Origin of the sequence: Propionicimonas paludicola (assembly GCF_002563675.1) — a bacterium.
Lineage (GTDB): Bacteria > Actinomycetota > Actinomycetes > Propionibacteriales > Propionibacteriaceae > Propionicimonas > Propionicimonas paludicola.
Window position 1 is genome coordinate 1,523,772 of sequence record NZ_PDJC01000001.1, and the last position, 19,696, is coordinate 1,543,467.

A 19,696-nucleotide genomic window follows, 5' to 3' on the forward strand; every position below is an offset into this window, starting at 1 on the left:
CGGACGGCTGGCCCGCCTCGCTACGGTGGTGCGCGTGAGGATCTCCTGGAAGTGGCTCGGGCCGGTGATCGGGGCGTTGGCCCTGGCCGCTGTGCTCGGCGCGGGCTGGTGGTGGCAGGGCCAGTTCCAGGACGCGGCCAGCGCCGGGAAGAGGGCCGCCAGCGCCGGAGTGGACGCCTTGGCGACGTTCGACGCACCCCGGGCCAAGGACCAGTTCACCGTGGCCGGCCAGGAGTTCCGCAGAGCGCGAGGGTTGCTCGGCCCGGACTGGCTCCGGGGCGTCCCGTGGGCCGGCCCTCAGGTGGCCGCCGCCGCACAACTCACCGAGATCGGTGACACCGGATCCACGGCCGGCGCGCAGCTGGCCGACCTGCTCGTCCGGATCGGCGACTCGGGTGACACCAACCGGCTACGCACCATCGCCGGCCTCGCCCCGACCCACCTGGAGCCGGCGCTGGGCGACCTGGCCGAGGTCGGGCAGCGAGTCGACGGTCTGTCCACCGACGGCCTGGTGCCACCGCTGGCCGATGCCATCACCGCGCTGAAGTCCCTGGTGGCGTCCCATCAGGGCATCTTCGACGCGGCCGGACCGGCCCGGGACCTGGTGCACTACCTGTTCGGTAGCCAGCATCAGTTCGTCCTGCTCTCCCAGAACAGCGCCGAGCTTCGTCCGGTCGGCGGCTTCGTCGGCACCTACGGCCTGGTCACCATCGGCCCGGACGGGTTCCGCCTGGACAAGTACCAGGGCATCTACCGGCTCCCCTCCGACACCCTGAACCTTGAGGCGCCGGCCGGTGCGCGGATGACCAAACAGCTGCGGTTCCGCGACGCCAACTGGTGGATCGACCTGCCGACCAGCGCCCGGCAGCTGCTCCAGCTGTGGGACTCGATGAAGCAGCCGAAGGTGGACGGCCTGGTCGCCATCGACGTCGTCACCCTCAAGGAACTCCTCACCGTCTTCGGCCCGGTGCAGCTACCCGGCACCAGCGAGAAGCTGACCGCGGACAACGCCGTGCAGCGGCTCACCGAGTTCGTCGAGTTCGACCGGGCCTCCGAAGGCCGCGTGGCCAAGGCCGAAGGGCTGGTGCCCCTGGTCAAGGCCATGCTCGAGCGGATCGAGAAGGTGCCGGCCGACCGCGTCCAGCCACTGCTGAAGGTGATCCTCGAACTCACCGCTGAGAAGCACATTCAGCTGTTCAGCACCGACCCCACCGCTCAAACTGCGCTGGTCGACCTGGCCCTGGGTGGGGCGATCAACCCGCCGGCCGACACCACCGATCTGCTGGTGTCCAGCAACGCCATGGTGCGGGCCAGCAAGTCCAACCTCGGGGTGAGCAAGGCCATGGACTACCAGGTCACCCTTGCCGCCGATGGCTCGGCCGACACCCGACTGCGGCTGGACTTCGCCAAGACCACCGCGGTCTACCCCGGGCTGCCCACCCAGCTGTTCAGCGACTACCTGCGGGTCTACCGGTCCCCCGGCACTCAGCTGACTTCGGAGGGCTCCGGCTTCGTCGATCGCCCCGAGGACGGACGTCCGGTCTTCGCGACCTCCTTCGAGCTGGCCCCCGGCGCGAAGCAATCCGTGCAACTGCAGACGCGGGTCGAGAAGGCCCTCACTCCGGCTCCGGACGGCAACACCGCCCGCTATCGACTGCTGGTGGTTCGCCAGGCCGATCTGGCCGAGACGGCGTTCCGACTGAAGGTGCAGGCGCCCGACGGCTGGCGGTTCAGCTCGGGGACGGCCACCTGGCGTCCCGGCGGCGGCGACCCGGTTGCCGTGACGGTGAACGGCGCCACAGCCAGCCTGAAGTCCGACCTCAAGCGAGACCTGATCGTCGACCTCGAACTCACCAAGGGCTAGCTGCGGTTGGCGATCAGCGCCAGCAAGTCGGCCGCATAGGACTCCAACTTGGCCTTGCCGACTCCCGGAATCGCGAGCAGCGCCTGCTCGTCGCGGGGCAACTGCTCGGCGATCGCCAGCAAGGTGGCGTCGGTGAAGATGCAGTAGGCCGGCAATGATCGCTTCGCCGCCACGGCACTGCGCCAGCCGGTCAGCTCCTCGTAGAGCGCCTCGTCGAAATCGACCGCGCAGCTCAGGTGCCGCGACAACTTACGCTCGGCCCCGGTGCTCAGCGCGCCGCCGCAGACCCGGCAGCGAGCACTCATCTCGGTCTTCGGCTTGACGCGACGGGCCGGTCGCGCACCGACGTTGCGGGACGCCGCCGCGGTGAGCCCGTTGAGGAACCGGGACGGCTGGCGCACGCCGCCATTGCGGAACCGCGACCAGGTGATCAGCAGCCCACGACGAGCCCGGGTGATCCCGACGTAGAAGAGCCGGGCCTCCTCCTGCAGCTGTTCGGGCCCGGCCGCCTGAGCCAGCGGCAGCGTCCCCTCCTGCACTCCGACCAGGGCCACCGAATGCCACTCCAGGCCCTTTGCCCCGTGCAGGGTGGACAAGGTGACCCCGTCGGCGGCCAGCGGATGCTCGGCCTGGGCCCGCTCGGAGAGCTCGGTCATCAGGCCGGCCAGGTCGGCGTTGCCAGCGGCCACCAGTTCCTCGGCCAGCGCCAGCACGGCTGCCAGGGACTCCCAGCGCTCCCGCACCCGGCCCTGCCCGGACGGGGCCTGGTCGGTCCAGCCGGTGGCATTCAGCACCGCCCGGCAGGCGGTCAGGGCGTCGGCGGCCGGCTCCTTGCGGGCCCGGTCGGCCAGCGCGGAGATCACCTGGCGCACCTCGGGCCGGTCGAAGAAGCCTTCCCCACCGCGGACGGTGAACGGCACCCCTGCCTGAGTCAGCGCAGCCTCATAGGCCGGCGACTGGGCGTGCACCCGATACAGCACGGCGAGCTCACGCCAGGGCACTCCCTCCTCGTGCCGCGCCACCAGCCAGGAGGTCACGGCCGCGACCTCGTCCGCCTCACTGGAGCAGCCCACGAAGCGGGGTTCGGGGCCGGGACCGGCTTGCGACTCCAGAGTGACCGCCGCGATCCGCGAGCTCACCGAGAGCTGGTTGGCCAACTTCACCACCGGCTCGCTGGAGCGGTAGTCGCGGACCAGCCGGATCACGGCGGCACCGGGATGCCGGACGCTGAAGCCGGTCAGGTAGCCCGGCGTCGCCCCGGCGAAGGAGTGGATGGTCTGAGCCGGGTCGCCGACCACACAGTGGTCGCTCCCCTCGCCCCACCACAGGTCGAGCAGGCTTTGCTGCAGCGGGCTGACGTCCTGATACTCGTCGACCAGAAGATGGCGGTAGGTGTTGCGCACTTGCTCGGCGATGTCGGCGTTGTCGCTGAGCAGGGCCACGGTGCACAGCAGGATGTCGTCGAAGTCGATCACGCCGCGCTCGGTCTTCACCTGCTCGTAGCGGCCGAGGACCTTGGCCACCGTGGCCGGATCCATCCCGGAGACTTCCCGCCCGGCACCGGCCGCCAGCTGCGGATAGTCGGCGGCCAGCACGTTGGACACCTTGGCCCAGGACACTTCGCTGACCAGGTCGCGCAGGGTCGCGGTGTCCGGGTTGGGTAGCCGCAGGCGCCGGACGGCGTCGGCCACCATCCCCAGCCGCTCGGTGCTGACCGGCGGCAGCTCGCTTCCATAGGCCTTCGGCCAGAAGTACTGGGCTTGGCGCAGCGCCGCGGAGTGGAACGTCCGGGCCTGGACGGCCGGGATGCCGAGGCCGCGCAGCCGGGAGCGGAGTTCACCGGCGGCCCGGGTGGTGAAGGTCACGGCCAGCACGGCGGACGCCTGGAAGTGGCCGCTGGCCACGCCGTACCCGATCCGATGGGTCAGCGCCCTGGTCTTTCCGGTTCCGGCCCCGGCGATCACGACCAGCGGCTGACCGAAGGTGGTTGCCACCGCCCGCTGTTCAGGGTCGAGACCACTCAGCAACGTTTCCGGATCGGCTAACACGCCTGCCACTGTAGGCAATCGGGACGACATTTCGTCGGTCCGGCCCCCTAGGGTGAGCTTCATCATGCGGATCCACCACTTGCCGACGGCCGAAGCCCTGGCGGCTCGGCTCGGCGAGCTGTGGTCCGGCCCGCGCTTGGATCCGTTCGCTTTCGACCTGGCCGTAGTGCCCGGAGCGGGCTTCCAGCGGTGGATCTCGCAGCAGCTGTCGCTGTACGGCGCCGACCCGGGCATCTGCGCGGGCGTCGAGTTCGCCAGCTGGGCCGCCCTCGAGCGTCGGATCCTCCCCGATGACCCGTGGCGACCGGAGAAGCTGGCCTGGACCATCCAGTCGCTGGTCGACGGGGAGGCTGCCGAAGACCCGGCGCTGGCGGTGCTGCGCCGCCACCTGGACGCCGCGCCGGAGCACTACTCGGCCTGCCGGCGGATCGCCTTCCAGTTCGCGGGTTACCTGCGGCATCGTCCGGCGCTGATCGGCGGCTGGCTCGCCGGCGGCGACAGCGACGAGGCCGGCGAACCACTGCGGGAGGACGCCTGGCAGGCGCATCTCTGCCGCCTGCTCGGCCAGGCCACTGGCGTCGATCCGCTCCAGTGGCGCGGCGAGGCCCTGACCCGACTCTCCGACGGTCCGGCTCCCGGCCTGCCCCGGCGGATCGCCGTGCTGGCCCCGATTCCGCTCGACCCGGCCGCGGACGAACTGCTGACCGCTCTCGGCAACCACCATGAGGTGGATCTGCTGCTGCTCACCCCCGAGGCCGACTCGGCCGCCGGTGACCACCTGCTCGGTCGGCTGCAGAGCCACCTGGCCGGCGCTGCCGGGACGTCCATGCCGTTGCCGGCCGGCGACGCCTCGGTGCAGGTGCATCTGTCCCACGGCCCCGATCGGCAGGTCGAGGTGCTGCGGGAGGTGCTCACCGCCACCTTCGCCGCCGATCCCGGGCTGGAGCCGCGGGACGTGGCGGTGCTCACTCCCACCCCGGACCTGTTCGCTCCGCTGATCGGTGCCGCGTTCGCCGTCCCCGACCATCCGGCGCATCGGTTCCGGGTCCAGCTGGCGGACCGCTCGGTCAGCCAGGTGAACCCGCTGGCCGGGCTGCTGCTGGACCTGCTGCAGCTGCCCGACTCGCGCGCCGAGGCGTCCACTGTGCTTGAACTGGCGCTGCGTCCGGCGGTGGCCCGCAAGTTCGGGCTGGCCGCCGATCGGCGCGACCGGCTGGTCGAACTCGTCGAGTCCTCCGGCATCCGCTGGGGCTTGTCGGCACGGCATAGGGAGCGCTTCGGCCTGGTCGGCTTCGAGCAGAACACGTGGTTCGCCGGGCTGCAGCGGATGCTGCTCGGCGTGGCCCTGGACGAGTCCGGCCTGGTCACGGCCAAGACCGTCCTGCCACTGGACGACGTCGAGTCCACCGACGTCGAGCTGATCGGTGCACTCACCGAACTGATCGGACGGATCGTCCGGGTGGTCGACACCTTCGGCCAGCCGGCCTCGGTGGCCGAGTGGGTGGAGCGTTGTCGGGCGGCCATCGGCTCGCTGGCAGCCCCGTCCGCCGCCGACGAGTGGCAGCTGGCCGACCTGTGGTCCGGCCTGGCCCGACTCAGCGGATCGGCCGGCCCCGGACCGGTCGGACGCGGCGACTTCCGCCGGGTGGTGGAGCACGAGTTCACCAACACCCGAGCCCGAGCCACCTTCGGCAACGGCTCGCTGATCGTGGCCGGGTTGGAGTCGCTGCGGCACGTCCCACACCGGGTCGTGGTGCTGCTGGGCTGGGACGCCGAGCACTATCCGCGCAGTGCCCCGCGCGACGGCGACAACCTGCTGCGACGGCATCCACAGCCCACCGACCCGGACCCGGCCGCCTTCGACCGGCAGGTGCTGCACGACGCCGTCCAGGCCGCCCGGCAGCAGCTGATCGTGATCTGCCGGGCTCGCAGCGAGGCCACCAATGAGCAGGTGCCGCTGGCCGGACCGGTGCTCGACCTGCTGGCCGCAGTGGACGACGTGGCCGCCACCGGCACCGGCGTCCGGGCCAGCGAGGCGATCAGCATCCAGCACCCGCTGCAGCCCCACGATCCGGCCTACTTCGGCGCCGACCCGTCTCGATCCCGGCTGGTCAGCGCCGACCGGAACGCCTATCGCGCCGCTCTGGCCGGCCAGGAGCAGCCGCTGACCAGCACCCGTGGACGGTTCCAGCTCGACCCGTTGCCGCCGCTCAGCCTCGACCAGGGAGTCAGCCTGGACGAGCTCACCGGCTTCTTCGCCCACCCGACCCGAGCGCTGCTGCGGGTCCGGGCCGGGCTCAGCCTGGGTGACCGACCGCAGGCCGGGGACGACCTGCCGATCGAGCCCGATCACCTGGCCCGCTGGCAGGTCGGCAACCGGGTGTTGCAGCGACTGCGCGACGGCCAGCCGTTCGAGGCCGTCCAGCGGGCCGAATGGCTGCGTGGTGAGGTGCCGCCGTTCGAGCTGGGCAGCCGCGAGCTGCACTCGGTGCTTGAGCAGGCCGGCTCGACGGTGGCCGTACTGCCCGCCAAACTGGGCGAGCCGACCCTGCATGAGATTGCCTTGGCCGTGCCGGTCGGCGACCGGCTCGTCCCGCTGTCGGGACGGGTGGTCAGCCACGGCAACGAGCTGCTCGGTGTGGAGTTCTCCAGCCTGCAGGCCCGGCACCGGCTGGTGGCCTGGCTGCGGCTGCTCTGCCTGGCCGCGGCCGAACCGGGACCGTGGCGGGCCCGCGTGATCGGCAAGGGCCGCCGAGCCGCCTACCAGGCCCCGGCACCCGAGATCGCCCTCGAACTGCTCGGCCGCTACCTCGAGCTCTACCAGCTGGGCCTGAGCCGTCCGCTTCCGGCCCTGCCGAGGCTCGGTGCGCAGTGGGCCGGCTATCTGGTCTCGGGACGCAATCCGCACGAGGTGCCCGACTCCGCCTATCGGACCAACTGGGAGTACGACCAGGATGCTGCCTGGAACGCCTTCTTCAGCTACCCGTCGGTGCTGAGCGTCGAGCGTGAGGTGGAGATCCCCGGTGCCGATCCGGCCGAACCCCGGCTGCTGGGTGCCCTGGCCGATGCGATCTGGACGCCGATCCTGGCCGGGGAGGTGGCGCCATGATCCCGTTCGATCCGGCCGGTCGGCTGCCCACCGGCACCACCGTCCTGGAAGCCAGCGCCGGCACCGGCAAGACCTATGCCATCGGCGCCCTGGCCGTGCGCTACCTGGCTGAGGGCGTGGTGAGAGCCGACGAGCTGGCTGTGATCAGCTTCAGCCGGATCGCCTCGGCCGAGTTGCGGGCCAAGGTGCGCCAGCGGATCGTCCGCACCATCGCCTGCCTGCAGGGCAGCCCGGACCTCACCCCCGACCCGGCCGACCGGCTGCTGGCCACCGGGACGCCGCAGGTCGTGGCTGAGCGGATCGCCCGGCTGGAGGCGGCTGCGACCGAACTGGACCGGTCGGCCATCATGACCATTCACCAGTTCTGCCAGGCCATGCTGGCCGAGCTCGGCGTCCAGGCTGCGGTGGACACCCAGGCCCGGCTCACCGAGGATCTCAGCCGGCTGCTCGGCCAGGTCTGCGCCGATCTGTACCTGGCCCGCTACGCCCGGCACCCCGACGGCGCGCCGTTCCCGCTGGCCATCGCCCAGAGCCTGGCCCGGGAGGCGGTCGAGCGGCTGACCAGCGAGCTGCGGCCCAGCGGCGTCGACGGCATCCCCGGCGAACGGCGTGAGTTCGCGCTGGCCGTCCGGGCCGAGTTCGAGCGGCGCAAGCAGGCCGCCAGCCTGTTCACTTTCGACGATCAGCTGCTGCGCCTGGAACAGGCACTGCAAGGCCCGACCGGGCAGGTCTGCGCCGAACGGCTGCGTCGGCGCTGCCGGGTGGTGCTGGTCGACGAGTTCCAGGACACCGATCCGGTGCAGTGGGCGATCCTGCGTCAGACCTTCCACGGCCACGTCCCGCTGGTGCTGATCGGAGACCCCAAGCAGTCGATCTACTCCTTCCGCGGTGCCGATGTCGAGGCCTACCGGGACGCCGTGGCCAACGCCGCCGAGCACTACTCGCTGGCTGTGAACTGGCGTTCCGATCCCGGGGTCGTGAGCGCCGTCAGCGCGCTGTTCGCCGGGGTCAGCCTGGGTGCCGGGATCGAGGTGCCGCCGGTGGAGTGCGCCCAGCCGGCGTCCCGGCTGATCGCCCCGGACGGATCGCCGTGGCGGGCACCGGCCCGACTGCGATGCCATGCGCCGAACCGTCCGGCCAGTGCCGAGGAGGCACGGCGACTGATCACCCAGGATCTGACCGCTCAGGTGGTCGATCTACTCAGCAGCGGGCTGCAGGTGGTGACTCCGGACGGGCCGCGTCCGCTGCAGCCCAAGGACGTGGCCGTGCTGGTCACTCGGAACCGGCGCGGCAAGGAGCTGGCCGATGCCCTGACCGCTGCCGGCGTTGCGGTCTCCTTCGGCGGAGCCGACTCGATCTTCGCCAGCCATGCGGCCGGCGACTGGCTGACCCTGCTGCGGGCCATCGACCAGCCGCAACGGGCGAACCTGCGGGCCGCCTTCCTCACCGACTTCATCGGGGCCGATCTGACCGACCTGGCCACGGCCGATTCGGCGCAGCTCACCGCCTGGGCCGGGCAGTTGCAGTCGTGGTCGCATCTGCTGGCCGAGGCCGGAGTGGCCGGGCTGTTCGCAGCCGTCGGCGCCGCGGAGGATCCCCTGCCGGTCCGGGTGCTGCGTCGTCCGCGCGGGGAACGGGATCTGACCGACTACCGGCATCTGGCCCAACTGCTGCACGCCAAGCACACCGAAGGCATCCGCGGCGCGGCGCTGGTCGGCTGGCTGGAGGAGCAGGTCACCGAGTCGACCACCACCACCGACCGGTTGCGCCGGCTGGAGACCGACCGCGAGGCCGTCCAGATCCTCACCGTGCACAAGGCCAAGGGGCTGCAGTTCCCGGTGGTGCTGTTGCCCGAGGCCGCTGACCTGTGGGTGCCGGACACCGACGACGGCGCCTGCCTGGACTACCACGACGGCGAGGTGCGGGTGCTCGACGTGGGTGGCGCCACCGCCCCGGGCCGGTTCGAGCGGCTGGCTCAGTACCAGGCCGAGCGTGGCGAGGATCAGCTCCGCGCCCTCTATGTGGCGCTGACCAGGGCACAGAGTCAGGTCACCATGTGGTGGACCCGGACCTGGCGGAACACGGCGGCGTCCCCGCTGCACCGGCTGCTGTTCCGGCGCCGCGAACTGCCGGGCACCCCGGAGCTTGGCTACCCGCTGGACAGCGCGCCCGGCGACGGCCACCCCCGCGAGCTTGCCTGGCTCTCTGCGGCCGGCGTGGTGGTCGAGGAGTGCCCCAGCCTGATCGCCGATGCCCACCTCACCCCCACCCGGACGGCCCTGCAGCACGGCCCGCTGGCCTGGCAACGCAGCATCGACCAGTCCTGGCGCCGGACGTCGTACTCCGGGCTGACCGAGGCCGTCCACGCCCGCTCGCCGTTCGCTGCGGACGCCGAGTTGGAGCACCTCGACGAACCGCCGGCCGACCCTGCGGCCGACGCCGCTGCGGTGCCGGCCGGGCGTCCCTCGCCGATGGCCGCCCTGCCCGGTGGCACCGGTTTTGGATCCCTGGTGCACGAGATCTTCGAGAACCTGGACTGGTTCGCTCCGACCCCGGCCGACCGCGGCGCGCTGGCCGAGCGGCTGCTGGCCGCCACCGACGCCGCCAACGCCAGGTTCGCGGTGCCCGGGGTGACCTCTCCGGCCCTGGCCGAGGCGCTGCTGCCCGGCCTGCTCACTCCCCTAGGCCGGCTGACCGACGACCGTCCACTGGCCGCGATCTCCATCGGTGATCGGCTCAGCGAACTCGGCTTCGAGTTCCCGCTGGGCCGCGCCGACTCCACCACCACGCTGGCCGAGGTGGCCCAGGTGCTGCGCCGCTGGCTGCCGGCCGACGACCCGCTGGCCGGCTACCCGGACGCCCTGGCCGACCCCAGCCTGTCCGGCCAGCTGTTGCGCGGCTTCCTGACCGGCAGCATCGACTCCGTACTGCGGATCGGTCCGGCCGATCAGCCCCGGTTCGTGGTGATCGACTACAAGACCAACCGGCTCGGCGGGGACGACCTGACCCTGGAGCACTACAGCCTCGAGGCCATGACCGAGGAGATGATCCGCACCCACTATCCGCTGCAAGCGATCCTGTACTGCGTGGCGCTGCACCGCTTCCTGGGCCAGCGAGTGAGCGGCTATCGGCCCGAGCTGCACCTGGGCGGGGTCGGCTACTTGTTCGTCCGCGGGCTGGCCGGTGAGGGCGGCGGCCCCACCGGCAACTTCAGCTGGTTCCCGCCGGCCGGTCTGGTCGTGGAACTGTCCGAGCTGCTGGCTGATCGGGGGCGTCCATGATCGATCCGGCCACCTCGCTTCGCCCGGGCCTGCTCGCCGACGTCCACCTGGCCGGCGCGCTGTCCTGGGCCGACGTCCACGTCGCCCAGAAGCTCGGCCACCTGTTCGGCGAGTCCGACCAGCGCGTCCAGCTCGGCCTGGCCCTGGCGGTGCGGGCGCTGCGGGCCGGCTCGACCTGCCTGGAGCTGAGCCACGCCCACGAGTTGAGTGTGGTCACCGAGGACGAAGCGGACGCCCTGGTGCCGGTGGAGCTGCTGCCGCCGCTGGAGTTGTGGCGCGAGCTGCTGGCAGCCAGTCCGCTGGTCACCCTCGGCCCCGATGGGCTCGGCCAACGTCCGCTGCGCCTGGTGGGCGACCTGCTCTACCTGGAGCGCTACTGGCAGGAGGAGTCGGTGGTGGCCGAGCAGCTTCGCACTCGGCGAGCCAGTGCCCCGGCCCCGGTGAGCGCCGAACTGCTGGACGCGGCCGACCGGGAACTGCTCAGCGAACGGGTCGATGCCGATCAGCGCCTGGCCGCCCTGGCCCCGGCCCTGGCGTCGGTGACCGTGGTCGCCGGCGGACCGGGCACCGGCAAGACCCACACCCTGGCCCGGCTGCTGGCCGTGCTGCTGCGGGTGCTCCCCGGCCCGGTCTCGATCGCCCTGGCCGCCCCGACCGGCAAGGCCGCCATGCGGATGCAGGAGGCGCTGGCCGGCGAGACCGCCGACCTGCCCGCCGATCTCGGCGCCGAACTCGGCCGGCTGCAGGCCACCACCATCCATCGGCTGCTCGGCTGGGTGCCCGGCGGACGGCATCGGTTCGCCCACCACGCCGGCAACCCGTTGCCGCACGACATCGTGGTGATCGACGAGACCTCGATGGTGAACGTCACCTTGATGGCCCGGCTGCTCGAGGCGCTGCGTCCGCAGGCCCGGCTGGTGCTGGTCGGCGATCCGGATCAGCTGGCCCCGGTGGAGGCCGGTGCGGTGCTGGCCGATATCGTCGCCGCTCCGGTCCCAGACCAGGGCCCCGCAGTGCCGGTGGTCCGACTGCGCCGCAACCACCGCTCCCGGGCCGCCATCGCCACCGTGGCCGAGGCCGTCCGGGTCGGCGACCCGGATCAGGTCGTCGAGCTGATCGAGTCGGGCCTGGACGGCATCACCCTGGCCGGCTCGGCCGCCCAGACCGGGCTGCGCCAGACCGTCACCGAGTCGGGCCTGGCCATGATCGACGCCGCCCGCGCCGGACGCGTCGCCGACGCCCTGGCCGCCGTGGATCAGCACCGACTGCTGTGCGCCCACCGCAGCGGACCCTTCGGGGTGGCCCTGTGGTCGCGCCAGGTCGAGGACTGGCTGTTGGCCGCCGGGGCCGGCTTCGACCCCTTCGACACCTGGTACCCCGGACGTCCGGTGCTGGTCACCCAGAACAACCCCGAACTCGGCGTCTTCAACGGCGACACCGGCGTGGTGGTGGCCGCCGACGACGGCCTGCGGGTTTGCTTCGGCCGCGGCGGGCAGCTGCACCACGACGTGTCCCCGTTCCTGCTGGACAGCGTCCAGACCATCCACGCCATGACCGTCCACAAGGCCCAGGGCAGCCAGTTCGAGCAGGTCAGCGTGATCCTGCCGACCCCCGACTCACCGCTGCTCACCCGACAGCTGCTCTACACGGCTATCACCCGAGCCAAGTCCGGAGTGACCCTGATCGGCTCGGTCGAGTCCCTCCGGCACGCCGTGGTCAACAGTGCGCAACGCGCGTCCGGCTTGGCCGGACGGCTCTAGCCGCACTGGTCATAGGCTGCCGGTCATGATCGAGAACCTGGCCACCGAACGGCTGACTCTGCGTCCCTGGCAGCCCGACGAAGCCGCCGCCGTCCTCGACCTGTACTCCCGCTGGGAAGTGATGCGCTACCTGGGTGCCCATCCGCAGGTGCTCGCCGGGTTGGATCAGGCCGAGGCCAAGATCGCCGGCTGGCTGGCCTACCCCGGGCCGCTGCACGGAGTCTGGGCCATCCGGCTGGATGGACGTCCGATCGGTACGGCGCTGCTGAAGCTCCTCCCGCACAGCGGCTCGGGAGAGCCGTCGGAGCACACCGAGGTCGGCTGGCATCTCCATCCCGACTTCTGGGGCCACGGCTATGCCACCGAGGCGGCCGACCGGCTGCTCACCCACGCCTGGTCACACGGCCTGAGCCGGGTGCTCGCGGTCACCTATCCGCAGAACCAGGCCTCGCAGGCGGTCTGCCTGCGGCTCGGCATGACGCCGCTGGGCCTCACTGAGGACTACTACGACGTGACCAGTTCGCTGTTCGAGATCTTCGCCCCGGACAGCCCCTCCGGCGACAAGTCGTCGTCCAGCCAGGCCTGAATCATCCGGGCGGCGATCGAGGTGGTCGAGGGCGGCAGCACCTCACCACTGGCGAAGGCGGCCCGCAGGCCGTCGCGGCTGAACCAACGGGCGACTTCGATCTCCTCCTCGGCCACCGTGAGTTCCGCGGACGCCGTCCGCGCCGCGAACCCGACCATCAGCGAGCGCGGGAACGGCCACGGCTGCGAGCCCAGGTAGCGCACGTCGGTCAGGGCCAGGCCGACCTCCTCGGCCATCTCCCGGTGCACCGTCTGCTCCAGCGACTCGCCGATCTCGGCGAAACCGGCGAAGACCGAATGGAGCCCCGGCGCCCAGCTCGCCTGGCGGCCCAGCAGCAACCGGTCGTCGGGATCGGTGATCGCCACGATCACGGCCGGATCGGTGCGCGGATAGGACTCGGCTGCGCAGCCGGTACAGCGTCGGGCCTGGCCACCGGCGATCGCCTCGGTGCGCGCGCCACACTCGGCGCAGAACGTCGAACGCAGATGCCAGCCGACCAGGCCCACGGCCGCGAAGGCCAGTTCGAGCTCAGGGTCGGGCAGGCCTTCCATCCGCTCACGCAGGCTCGGCGCATCGTCGGCACCGGCTGCCACGAAGACCGGGCTGCCTTCCACCAGGCCGAGCAAGAAGTGCCGCTGCGGGTCGTACGGGCCGGCGCACGGCTCCCAGGACAGCCCCGCCTCGGCCAGCCGGACGCGTCCACTGCCCACCCTCAACAGCCGAGCTCCCGGCTCGGCCCACAGCGATGCCAGTCCGCCGGGGATGGTTCGTGCTTCCAGCGCCCGATCCAGGCGGCTGGTCAAGGTCCAATCGATCACCGGTTCAGGCTAGTCCGCGAACCGACCGGCCAACGCCGTCAGCTCAGCGCGTCCACCCAAAGCCTCCGGACGGATGATCGAGCCGTCCTGCAGGTCATAGAAGACCGCATCGACATCGGCCGGCTCCAGCCCGTTCAACTCGGCCCAGGCCAGCCGGTAGCAGGCCAGCTGCAGCGGGTCGGACGTCCGCGCGCCGCCGGTCTTCCAGTCCACCACCTGGTGGCGTCCATCAGGCAGGGCGAAGACCGCATCGATCCGGCCTCGGATCAGCCGACCACCCAGCACCAGCGTGAACGGATGCTCCACGGCCAGCGGCTGCAGCGCCCCGTAGGGACCGGCCTCGAATGCCTGCCGCTGCCGCTCGAACTCGGCTCCGGCCAACTCGGCATCCTCGACGTCGTCGACCAGCGGCAGCTGGTCGCGGAACCGTCCCTCCAACCAGCGATGGAAGCTGATCCCCCAGCGCTGCGCCTCGGTGACCAGTCGGGGCAGCGGCCGGCTGAGCTGCGCGGCGAACCCATCGGGATCCTTGACCAGCCGGGCCAGCGCGGTCACCGACAGATAGGCCGGCACCTGCCGGCGGACCTGCTCCCGTTCGGCCAACTCGGCCGTCACTAGGCGTTCGGCCGCCTGCCGCCAACTGCGGGCACGCTCGGCCGCATCGACCGACAGCAGCCCCGGCTGCGGCTCGTCCGCCGGGTTCGCGGCCTCTCGCAGCAGCCGCAGCCGTTCCGGATCGCCGAGCACCGGCCAATGCCGCGGCGCCACGTCGGCCAGCAGCGGGTTGGCGTCCTCGGTCACTTCCGCGCGCTCCACTCGCTGCGCATGCTCGGTGATGGCCGCGAAGTAGTCCGATTCGGCCCGCGGTTTGATCAACGTCCCTTCCCAGGTGTGGGTGGTGGCCACCAGCAGCCGCCGGGCCCGGGTGACGGCCACATAGGCCAGCCGATCCTCGCTCAACCGCTGCTGCTCCCCCAGGGCCGCACCGAAGCTGCTCAGCTCGGCCGGGTCGAGGCTGCGCAGCTCCGGCAGCGAGACGGCGTCCCCACGCAGCGGATAGGGCAACACGGCAGCGTTGCGCAGCCAGTTGCCGCTGACCCGATCGCTGGGGAACACATCGGTGGCCAGTCCCGGGACGAAGACCACCTCCCATTCCAGGCCCTTGGCCTTGTGGACGGTCAGGACCTGGACCGCGTCGGGCTGGCTGGCCAGGCCCTGCTCGAGCCCGGTGCCGTACTCACGCTCGGCGTCGAGATAGGCCAGCAGGCCGGACAGCCCGGCCTCGGCGTCCACCTCGGCGTAGTCGCTGACCGCCTGGACGAACCGGGCCAGCGGCCGGCTGCCGCCGCGCACGGCCACCTCGGCCTCGACCACCGAGCCCAGGGTGGCGATCACTCGAGTGACCAGCTCGGGGACGGGGTCGGCGGCGTGCCGGCGCAGGCTCTGGAACTCCCGGGCGAACCGGGCCAGCCGCTGCCGAGCCACCGGGCTGAACCGGCCGGCGCCCAGGTCGGAGGCCGCTTCGAGCAGGCTGGGCCGCTCCTCGGTCTGGCCGACCAGCTCCTGGGCACGCCGTCCGAGCGCGGCCAGATCGGGTAGCCCGATGGCCCAGCGCGGCGAAGTGAGCAGCTGGACCGCGGCCGGGTTCGCCCCGGGGTCGTCCAGCAGGGCCAGGGTCGCGACCACCTCGGAGACGATCGGTAGCTCGAGCAGTCCACCCAAGCCGACGATCTCGGCCGGCACATCCCGCTCGGCCAAGGCGGCATACACCGCGGCCACCTGGCTGTTGCGGCGACCGAGCACGGCGATCTGTGACCAACTCGCCACCGCGCCGGTGTCGTGCAGCCGGACGATTCGGTCGGCGATCGCGGCCACCTCGTCCGGCCAGGTCGGGAACGACTCGGCTTCGACCCGGGCCGGTGCCGTGTCGGCAGGGGCCACCAGATCGAGGCTGAGCCCATGGGCGGCCAGCGCCGGATCAGCCCGAACGGTGGCGGCCAGGTGGTTGGCGGCGTCCAGCACTTCCTGGCCGCTACGCCGGTTCACGGTCAGCGCGTAGGCGGCCGCCGGGCGTCCGTCCGACCGCGGGAACTGGCGGGCGAAGTCGAGGATGTTGTTGGCCGCCGCTCCGCGCCAGCCGTAGATCGCCTGGCAGGGGTCGCCCACGGCCGTCACCGGGTGGCCCTGACCGCGGTCCGGCTCCGAGCCGGAGAACAGGCTGCGCAACAGGCTGGCCTGGGCCGCCGAGGTGTCCTGGTACTCGTCCAGCAGCACCACCGCGAACTCTCGGCGAAGCGCAGCGCCCACGCTGGGCACCTGCTGGGCCAAAGCCGCAGCGGTGGCCATCTGGTCGGCGAACTCCACATAGCCGAGTTCACGCTTGAGCCGTTCGTAGTCAGCGACCAGTTCGGCCAGCTCGACCCGCTCGGCCGCGGCCGCCTGAGCCAGCTTCAGGTCGGCATAGACCTCGCCACGGTTGTTGCGGGGCGCGGCGGCCACCTGCTCGCGCACCCGGGCGGCATGGGCGATCACGTCGTCCGGCTCGACCAGATGCGAGCGGAGTTCGCCGGACAGCTGCAGCAGCCGTTCCACGACCATGGCCGGGCGCAGTCGGGACAACTGGGTCAGCGGTCCGGAGGCGTTGTTCACCACCCGGGCCGCCAGCCGGTAGCGGGCCGCTCCGGTGATCAGCCGGGCGTCGGACTCCACGCCGAGCAGCAGGCCGTGCTCGGCGACCAGGCGTCCGGCGAACGCGTCATAGGTGAGGATCAGCTCCTCTCCGGCCTCCTGATCCTCCAGCACGCCGGCCCCGGTCAGCGCGCGTCGCACCCGCAGGCCCAGCTCGCCGGCCGCCTTGCGGGTGAACGTCAGGCCGAGCACCTGCTCGGGACGCACTTGCCCGGAGCCGACCAGCCAGACCACCCGGGCGGCCATCACCGTGGTCTTGCCCGAGCCGGCACCGGCGATGATCACCCCCGGTTCCAGCGGTGCGCTGATCGCGGCCAGCTGCTCCTCGGAGAACGGCAGACCGAGGGCTGCCGAAAGCTGTTCGGGGTTCGAGAACGTCATCGCCGCGGCTCCTCGATCAGGGCCGGACAGCCTGGCGCGAACGCGCAGCCGCGGCAGTGCGGTCCGGCACTGGCCGGATAGCTGCCCTCGACCACGATGGCTGCGGCCTGGGCCACCCGCTCATGCACCCAGGTCGGGCCGTCGTCCAGAGCCGGCTGGAGCAACTCCTTGGGCTGCCCGGACGCCCGCTCGGCCACCCGCAGGTAGACCGCACTGGCCCCCACGCTGGCCACTCCGGCCGGCAGCCGATCCCCGAAGCCGCCGGCGTTGATCGCCAGTTGGTAGATGCCCAGCTGCTCCAGCTCGGCCACCGCGGCCTTGGTCGGGGCCCGGCGGGCGGTCTTGAAGTCGACCACTCGGGCACCGGTGGGAGCCAGCTCCAGCCAGTCGACCTGGCCGTCCAGGACCACCGTGGCTTCCGGCAGCTCGAGACTGAGCGTGAACGGCAACTCCACTCCGACCAGCTCGGACGCACGCGCCGACCGCCAAGCCAGGAACCGGCCCAGCGCGGCCTCGATCTCGGCCCGCTCGGTCGCGGAGAACCAGGCGGCCTCGATCGGCAGCCGATGCCACAGCTGATCGAGCTCGGCGGCGAACTCGTCGGGACCCCAGCCGTGCTCCACCGACTGCTGGACCAGCCGGTGCACCAGGCTGCCCAGTGCGGCCGGAAGGCCCGGATCCTGGTCGGCCCGGGCTTGCCGGGACAGGAAGTAGCGGCGGGCACAGGTGAGCACCGAGCCCACCTGGCTGGGGCTGAGTCGGACCACGGCCGGGGCGGCCAACGGCTCGGCCGGACGGCTGAGCTCGGCGATCCCCCACCAGGTGGCCGGATCGGCGGCCGGGGCCAGCGGGCGTCCGCCGGGATCGCGAAGCCGGGCCAGCCGGGCCAACTCGGCGGCGGCCACGGTGCGCTCCTCTGCGGTCACCGCCGGGTTGAGCGTCCACCGCCGCAACTCGGTGACCAGGCCGGTGAGGCTCAGCCCGACCGGCTCCGGGTCGGGCCGTCCGGCTTCGACGCCCAGCTCGGCCAGGAACCGGGACGGCGCATCGGCCTCCCCTTCGGTGCCGCTGGCGGCCATCACCACCAGCCGCTGGCTGGCCCGCGAGCAGGCCAGGTGGAACAGGCGCCGCTCGGCGGCCAGCCGCTCGCGGTGGCTGGTCACCGGCAGTCCGCCGGCATCCAGCACGGCCGGGTCGAGCACCGTGCTGACCCGGCGTCCGACCGGCCAGACCCCCTCCTGCACACCGGCCAGGATCACCAGCGGCCACTCCTGACCGCGGGCCCGGTGCGCGGTCATCACCGGCACTCCGCGTCCGCGCGGACGGGACTCGCGCTCATGGTCGGCCGGAATCTGCTGTGCGGCCAGTTCGGCCAGGAAGGCCCGAACTCCGGCCGCTCCGCCGCGGCGATCCCCTGCGGCGGCCAGCTCGAAGAACGCGCAGACCGCGTCCAGATCGGCATCGGCCCGGGCCGCAAGGGCTCCGCCGGCAGCCACTTCTCTGGCCAGCCGGGACGGCCACGGAGTGCCTTGCCACAGTCGCCAGCACAGCTGATCCACCCGGCCGCCGGCGGCCACCGACTCGGACACCTCGGCCAGTAGCTCGGCCAGTCGTCGCGCCGCCTGGACGGCCGGGGTCTGGTCGGCCTCGGCCAGCCAGCCCGGCTCATTGAGCAGTTGAGCCAGCTGAGCGGCGGGCGGCGCGACCACGGCGGCCTCCTGCGCGGCTCGCCAGGTGCGCAGCAGCGAGCGCAGCGAGACCGGATCGAGCCCGCCCAGTGGGCCGGTGGCCAGCCGCATGGCCTCGTCCGGACTCAGCCGTCCGCGCACCACGGCGTTCAGCGCCACCAGCAGCGGACGGACGGCCGGTGCCTGCGCCAGCGGGATCTCCTGGCCGGCGGCCTCCACCGGGATGCCGGCCGTGGCCAGGCCCTGGACGATCGGGCCCAGTTGGGCGCCGGACCTCACCAGGACCGCCATCTGGTCGTAGCGCCAGCCGTGTTCGAGGCGTCCGCGACGCAGTTCGGCCACGATGGCCGTCACCTGTTCGGCCGGATCTGCGCACGTCAGCACCGCCACCTCGCCGCCCTCGTTGACCGGGCGCTCACCCGCCTCACCGGTGCCGGGCAGTCGGGGCAACCGGGTGCGGACGCCGACCAGCGCCTGATCGATCACCTGCGGGCAGCGCAGCCCCTCGCCGAGCCGCACCACCTGCGCCGGACGGTCCGGCCGATCCAGCCGCTCGACGAAGTCGGCAACCGCCCGGGGACTGGCCCCGCGGAAGCTGGACGCCGTGGAGTCCGGGTCGGCCACGGCCAACAGCCGCCCGGTGGCCAGTGACTCGACCAGGCCCAACTGCGCCTCGTCCAGGTCGGCGTAGTCGTCCACCAACACGGCGTCGAAGTCGGCAGCGGCCAGCTCGCGCAGTTCCGAGTCAGCCACCAGCAGCCGCACCCGATGGACGAGTTCGGCGTAGTCCAGCACGCCTTCGGCGTCCAGCACGTCCAGGTACTCGGCGAAGAAGCCGGCCACCCCGGCCCAGACCGGCCCGGCTCCGGCCGCAGCCAGTTCGGCCACCTCCTCCGGATCCAGACCCAGCTGGCGGGCGCGGGCCAGCACCGCCCGGACCTGAGTGGCGAAGCCCCGCGTCCCCAGCGCCGGACGCAGCTCCGCAGGCCAACCCGACGGATCGGTGCCGGCCAACAGCTCCCGGACCCGAAACTCCTGCTCCGGGGCGGCCAGCAATCGCAGCTCCGGGCGCGGCCCGAAGCGCAGCCACAGGCTGCGGGCCAGCGCGTGCACAGTGGTCACCGCCGGCTGCCAGGTGCCGGTGCCCAGCGCCGCCACGATCCGGTTGCGCAGCCGACTCGCTGCCGTCCGATTACCGACCAGCACCAACGGCCGGCGCCCGGCCTCCAACTCGCTCACCGCCGCGGCCGCCAGCAGGGTGGACTTGCCCGTCCCCGGACCGCCGATCACCAGCATCGCCCCTGACCAGCCCTGCAACAGGGCGGCCTGCGCCGGGGTCAGCCGGGGCGTGGGAGCGAGCGTTGCCATGGCTCAATGCAATCACCTGCTCCGGACAGTGCCCATTCCCGGTCAGGGATGCCCCCAGACTGCCCCCGGCAACTGGATTCAGGCCCCTGAACGGGGCCTATCGGC

The 19,696-nt window shown here is 72.2% G+C and carries 9 protein-coding genes; 5 read left to right on the forward strand and 4 right to left on the reverse strand.

Features of this window, described 5'->3' with window-relative positions:
• The first annotated feature begins 34 nt into the window (after positions 1-34).
• The gene (locus ATK74_RS07035) at positions 35-1,864 is read left to right on the forward strand and encodes a DUF4012 domain-containing protein (RefSeq protein ID WP_169923769.1); all 1,830 of its coding nucleotides are present in this window, start codon (positions 35-37) and stop codon (positions 1,862-1,864) included.
• On the opposite strand, the gene ATK74_RS07040 is transcribed toward ATK74_RS07035, so the two are convergent.
• Positions 1,861-3,978, reverse strand: coding sequence for an ATP-dependent DNA helicase UvrD2 (locus tag ATK74_RS07040; RefSeq protein ID WP_169923770.1), 2,118 nt, complete (start codon positions 3,976-3,978; stop codon positions 1,861-1,863). The two genes, ATK74_RS07035 and ATK74_RS07040, sit on opposite strands and share 4 nt — an antisense overlap.
• On the opposite strand from ATK74_RS07040, the gene ATK74_RS07045 reads away from it, so the two are divergent.
• Genes ATK74_RS07045 through ATK74_RS07060 form a run of 4 tightly spaced genes read left to right on the forward strand, consistent with a single transcriptional unit; the run spans position 3,977 to position 12,648 of the window.
• Positions 3,977-7,021, forward strand: coding sequence for an exodeoxyribonuclease V subunit gamma (locus ATK74_RS07045; RefSeq protein WP_098460371.1), 3,045 nt, complete (start codon positions 3,977-3,979; stop codon positions 7,019-7,021). The genes ATK74_RS07040 and ATK74_RS07045 overlap by 2 nt on opposite strands.
• Positions 7,018-10,302: a UvrD-helicase domain-containing protein gene (locus tag ATK74_RS07050; protein ID WP_098460372.1), complete on the forward strand. Its 3,285-nt coding sequence runs from the start codon at positions 7,018-7,020 to the stop codon at positions 10,300-10,302. The genes ATK74_RS07045 and ATK74_RS07050 overlap by 4 nt, the downstream gene beginning before the upstream one ends.
• On the forward strand, positions 10,299-12,062 hold the full coding sequence (gene recD / locus ATK74_RS07055) for an exodeoxyribonuclease V subunit alpha (protein ID WP_098460373.1): 1,764 nt from the start codon (positions 10,299-10,301) through the stop codon (positions 12,060-12,062). The genes ATK74_RS07050 and recD overlap by 4 nt, the downstream gene beginning before the upstream one ends.
• Positions 12,063-12,087: 25 nt before the next feature.
• The gene (locus ATK74_RS07060; protein ID WP_211283306.1) at positions 12,088-12,648 is read left to right on the forward strand and encodes a GNAT family N-acetyltransferase; all 561 of its coding nucleotides are present in this window, start codon (positions 12,088-12,090) and stop codon (positions 12,646-12,648) included.
• Here ATK74_RS07060 and nudC read toward each other — a convergent pair.
• Genes nudC through ATK74_RS07075 form a run of 3 tightly spaced genes read right to left on the reverse strand, consistent with a single transcriptional unit; the run spans position 12,567 to position 19,591 of the window.
• Positions 12,567-13,466: an NAD(+) diphosphatase gene (gene nudC, locus ATK74_RS07065; protein ID WP_098460374.1), complete on the reverse strand. Its 900-nt coding sequence runs from the start codon at positions 13,464-13,466 to the stop codon at positions 12,567-12,569. The genes ATK74_RS07060 and nudC overlap by 82 nt on opposite strands.
• A 9-nt stretch (positions 13,467-13,475) precedes the next feature.
• Positions 13,476-16,535, reverse strand: a complete 3,060-nt coding sequence (locus ATK74_RS07070) for an ATP-dependent helicase (protein WP_098460375.1) — start codon at positions 16,533-16,535, stop codon at positions 13,476-13,478.
• Positions 16,532-19,591 carry an ATP-dependent helicase gene (locus ATK74_RS07075; protein WP_098460376.1) on the reverse strand — a complete coding sequence of 1,020 codons (3,060 nt, stop codon included), beginning with the start codon at positions 19,589-19,591 and terminating at the stop codon, positions 16,532-16,534. Before ATK74_RS07075 ends, ATK74_RS07070 begins: the two co-directional genes overlap by 4 nt.
• Between the last annotated feature and the right edge of the window lie 105 nt (positions 19,592-19,696).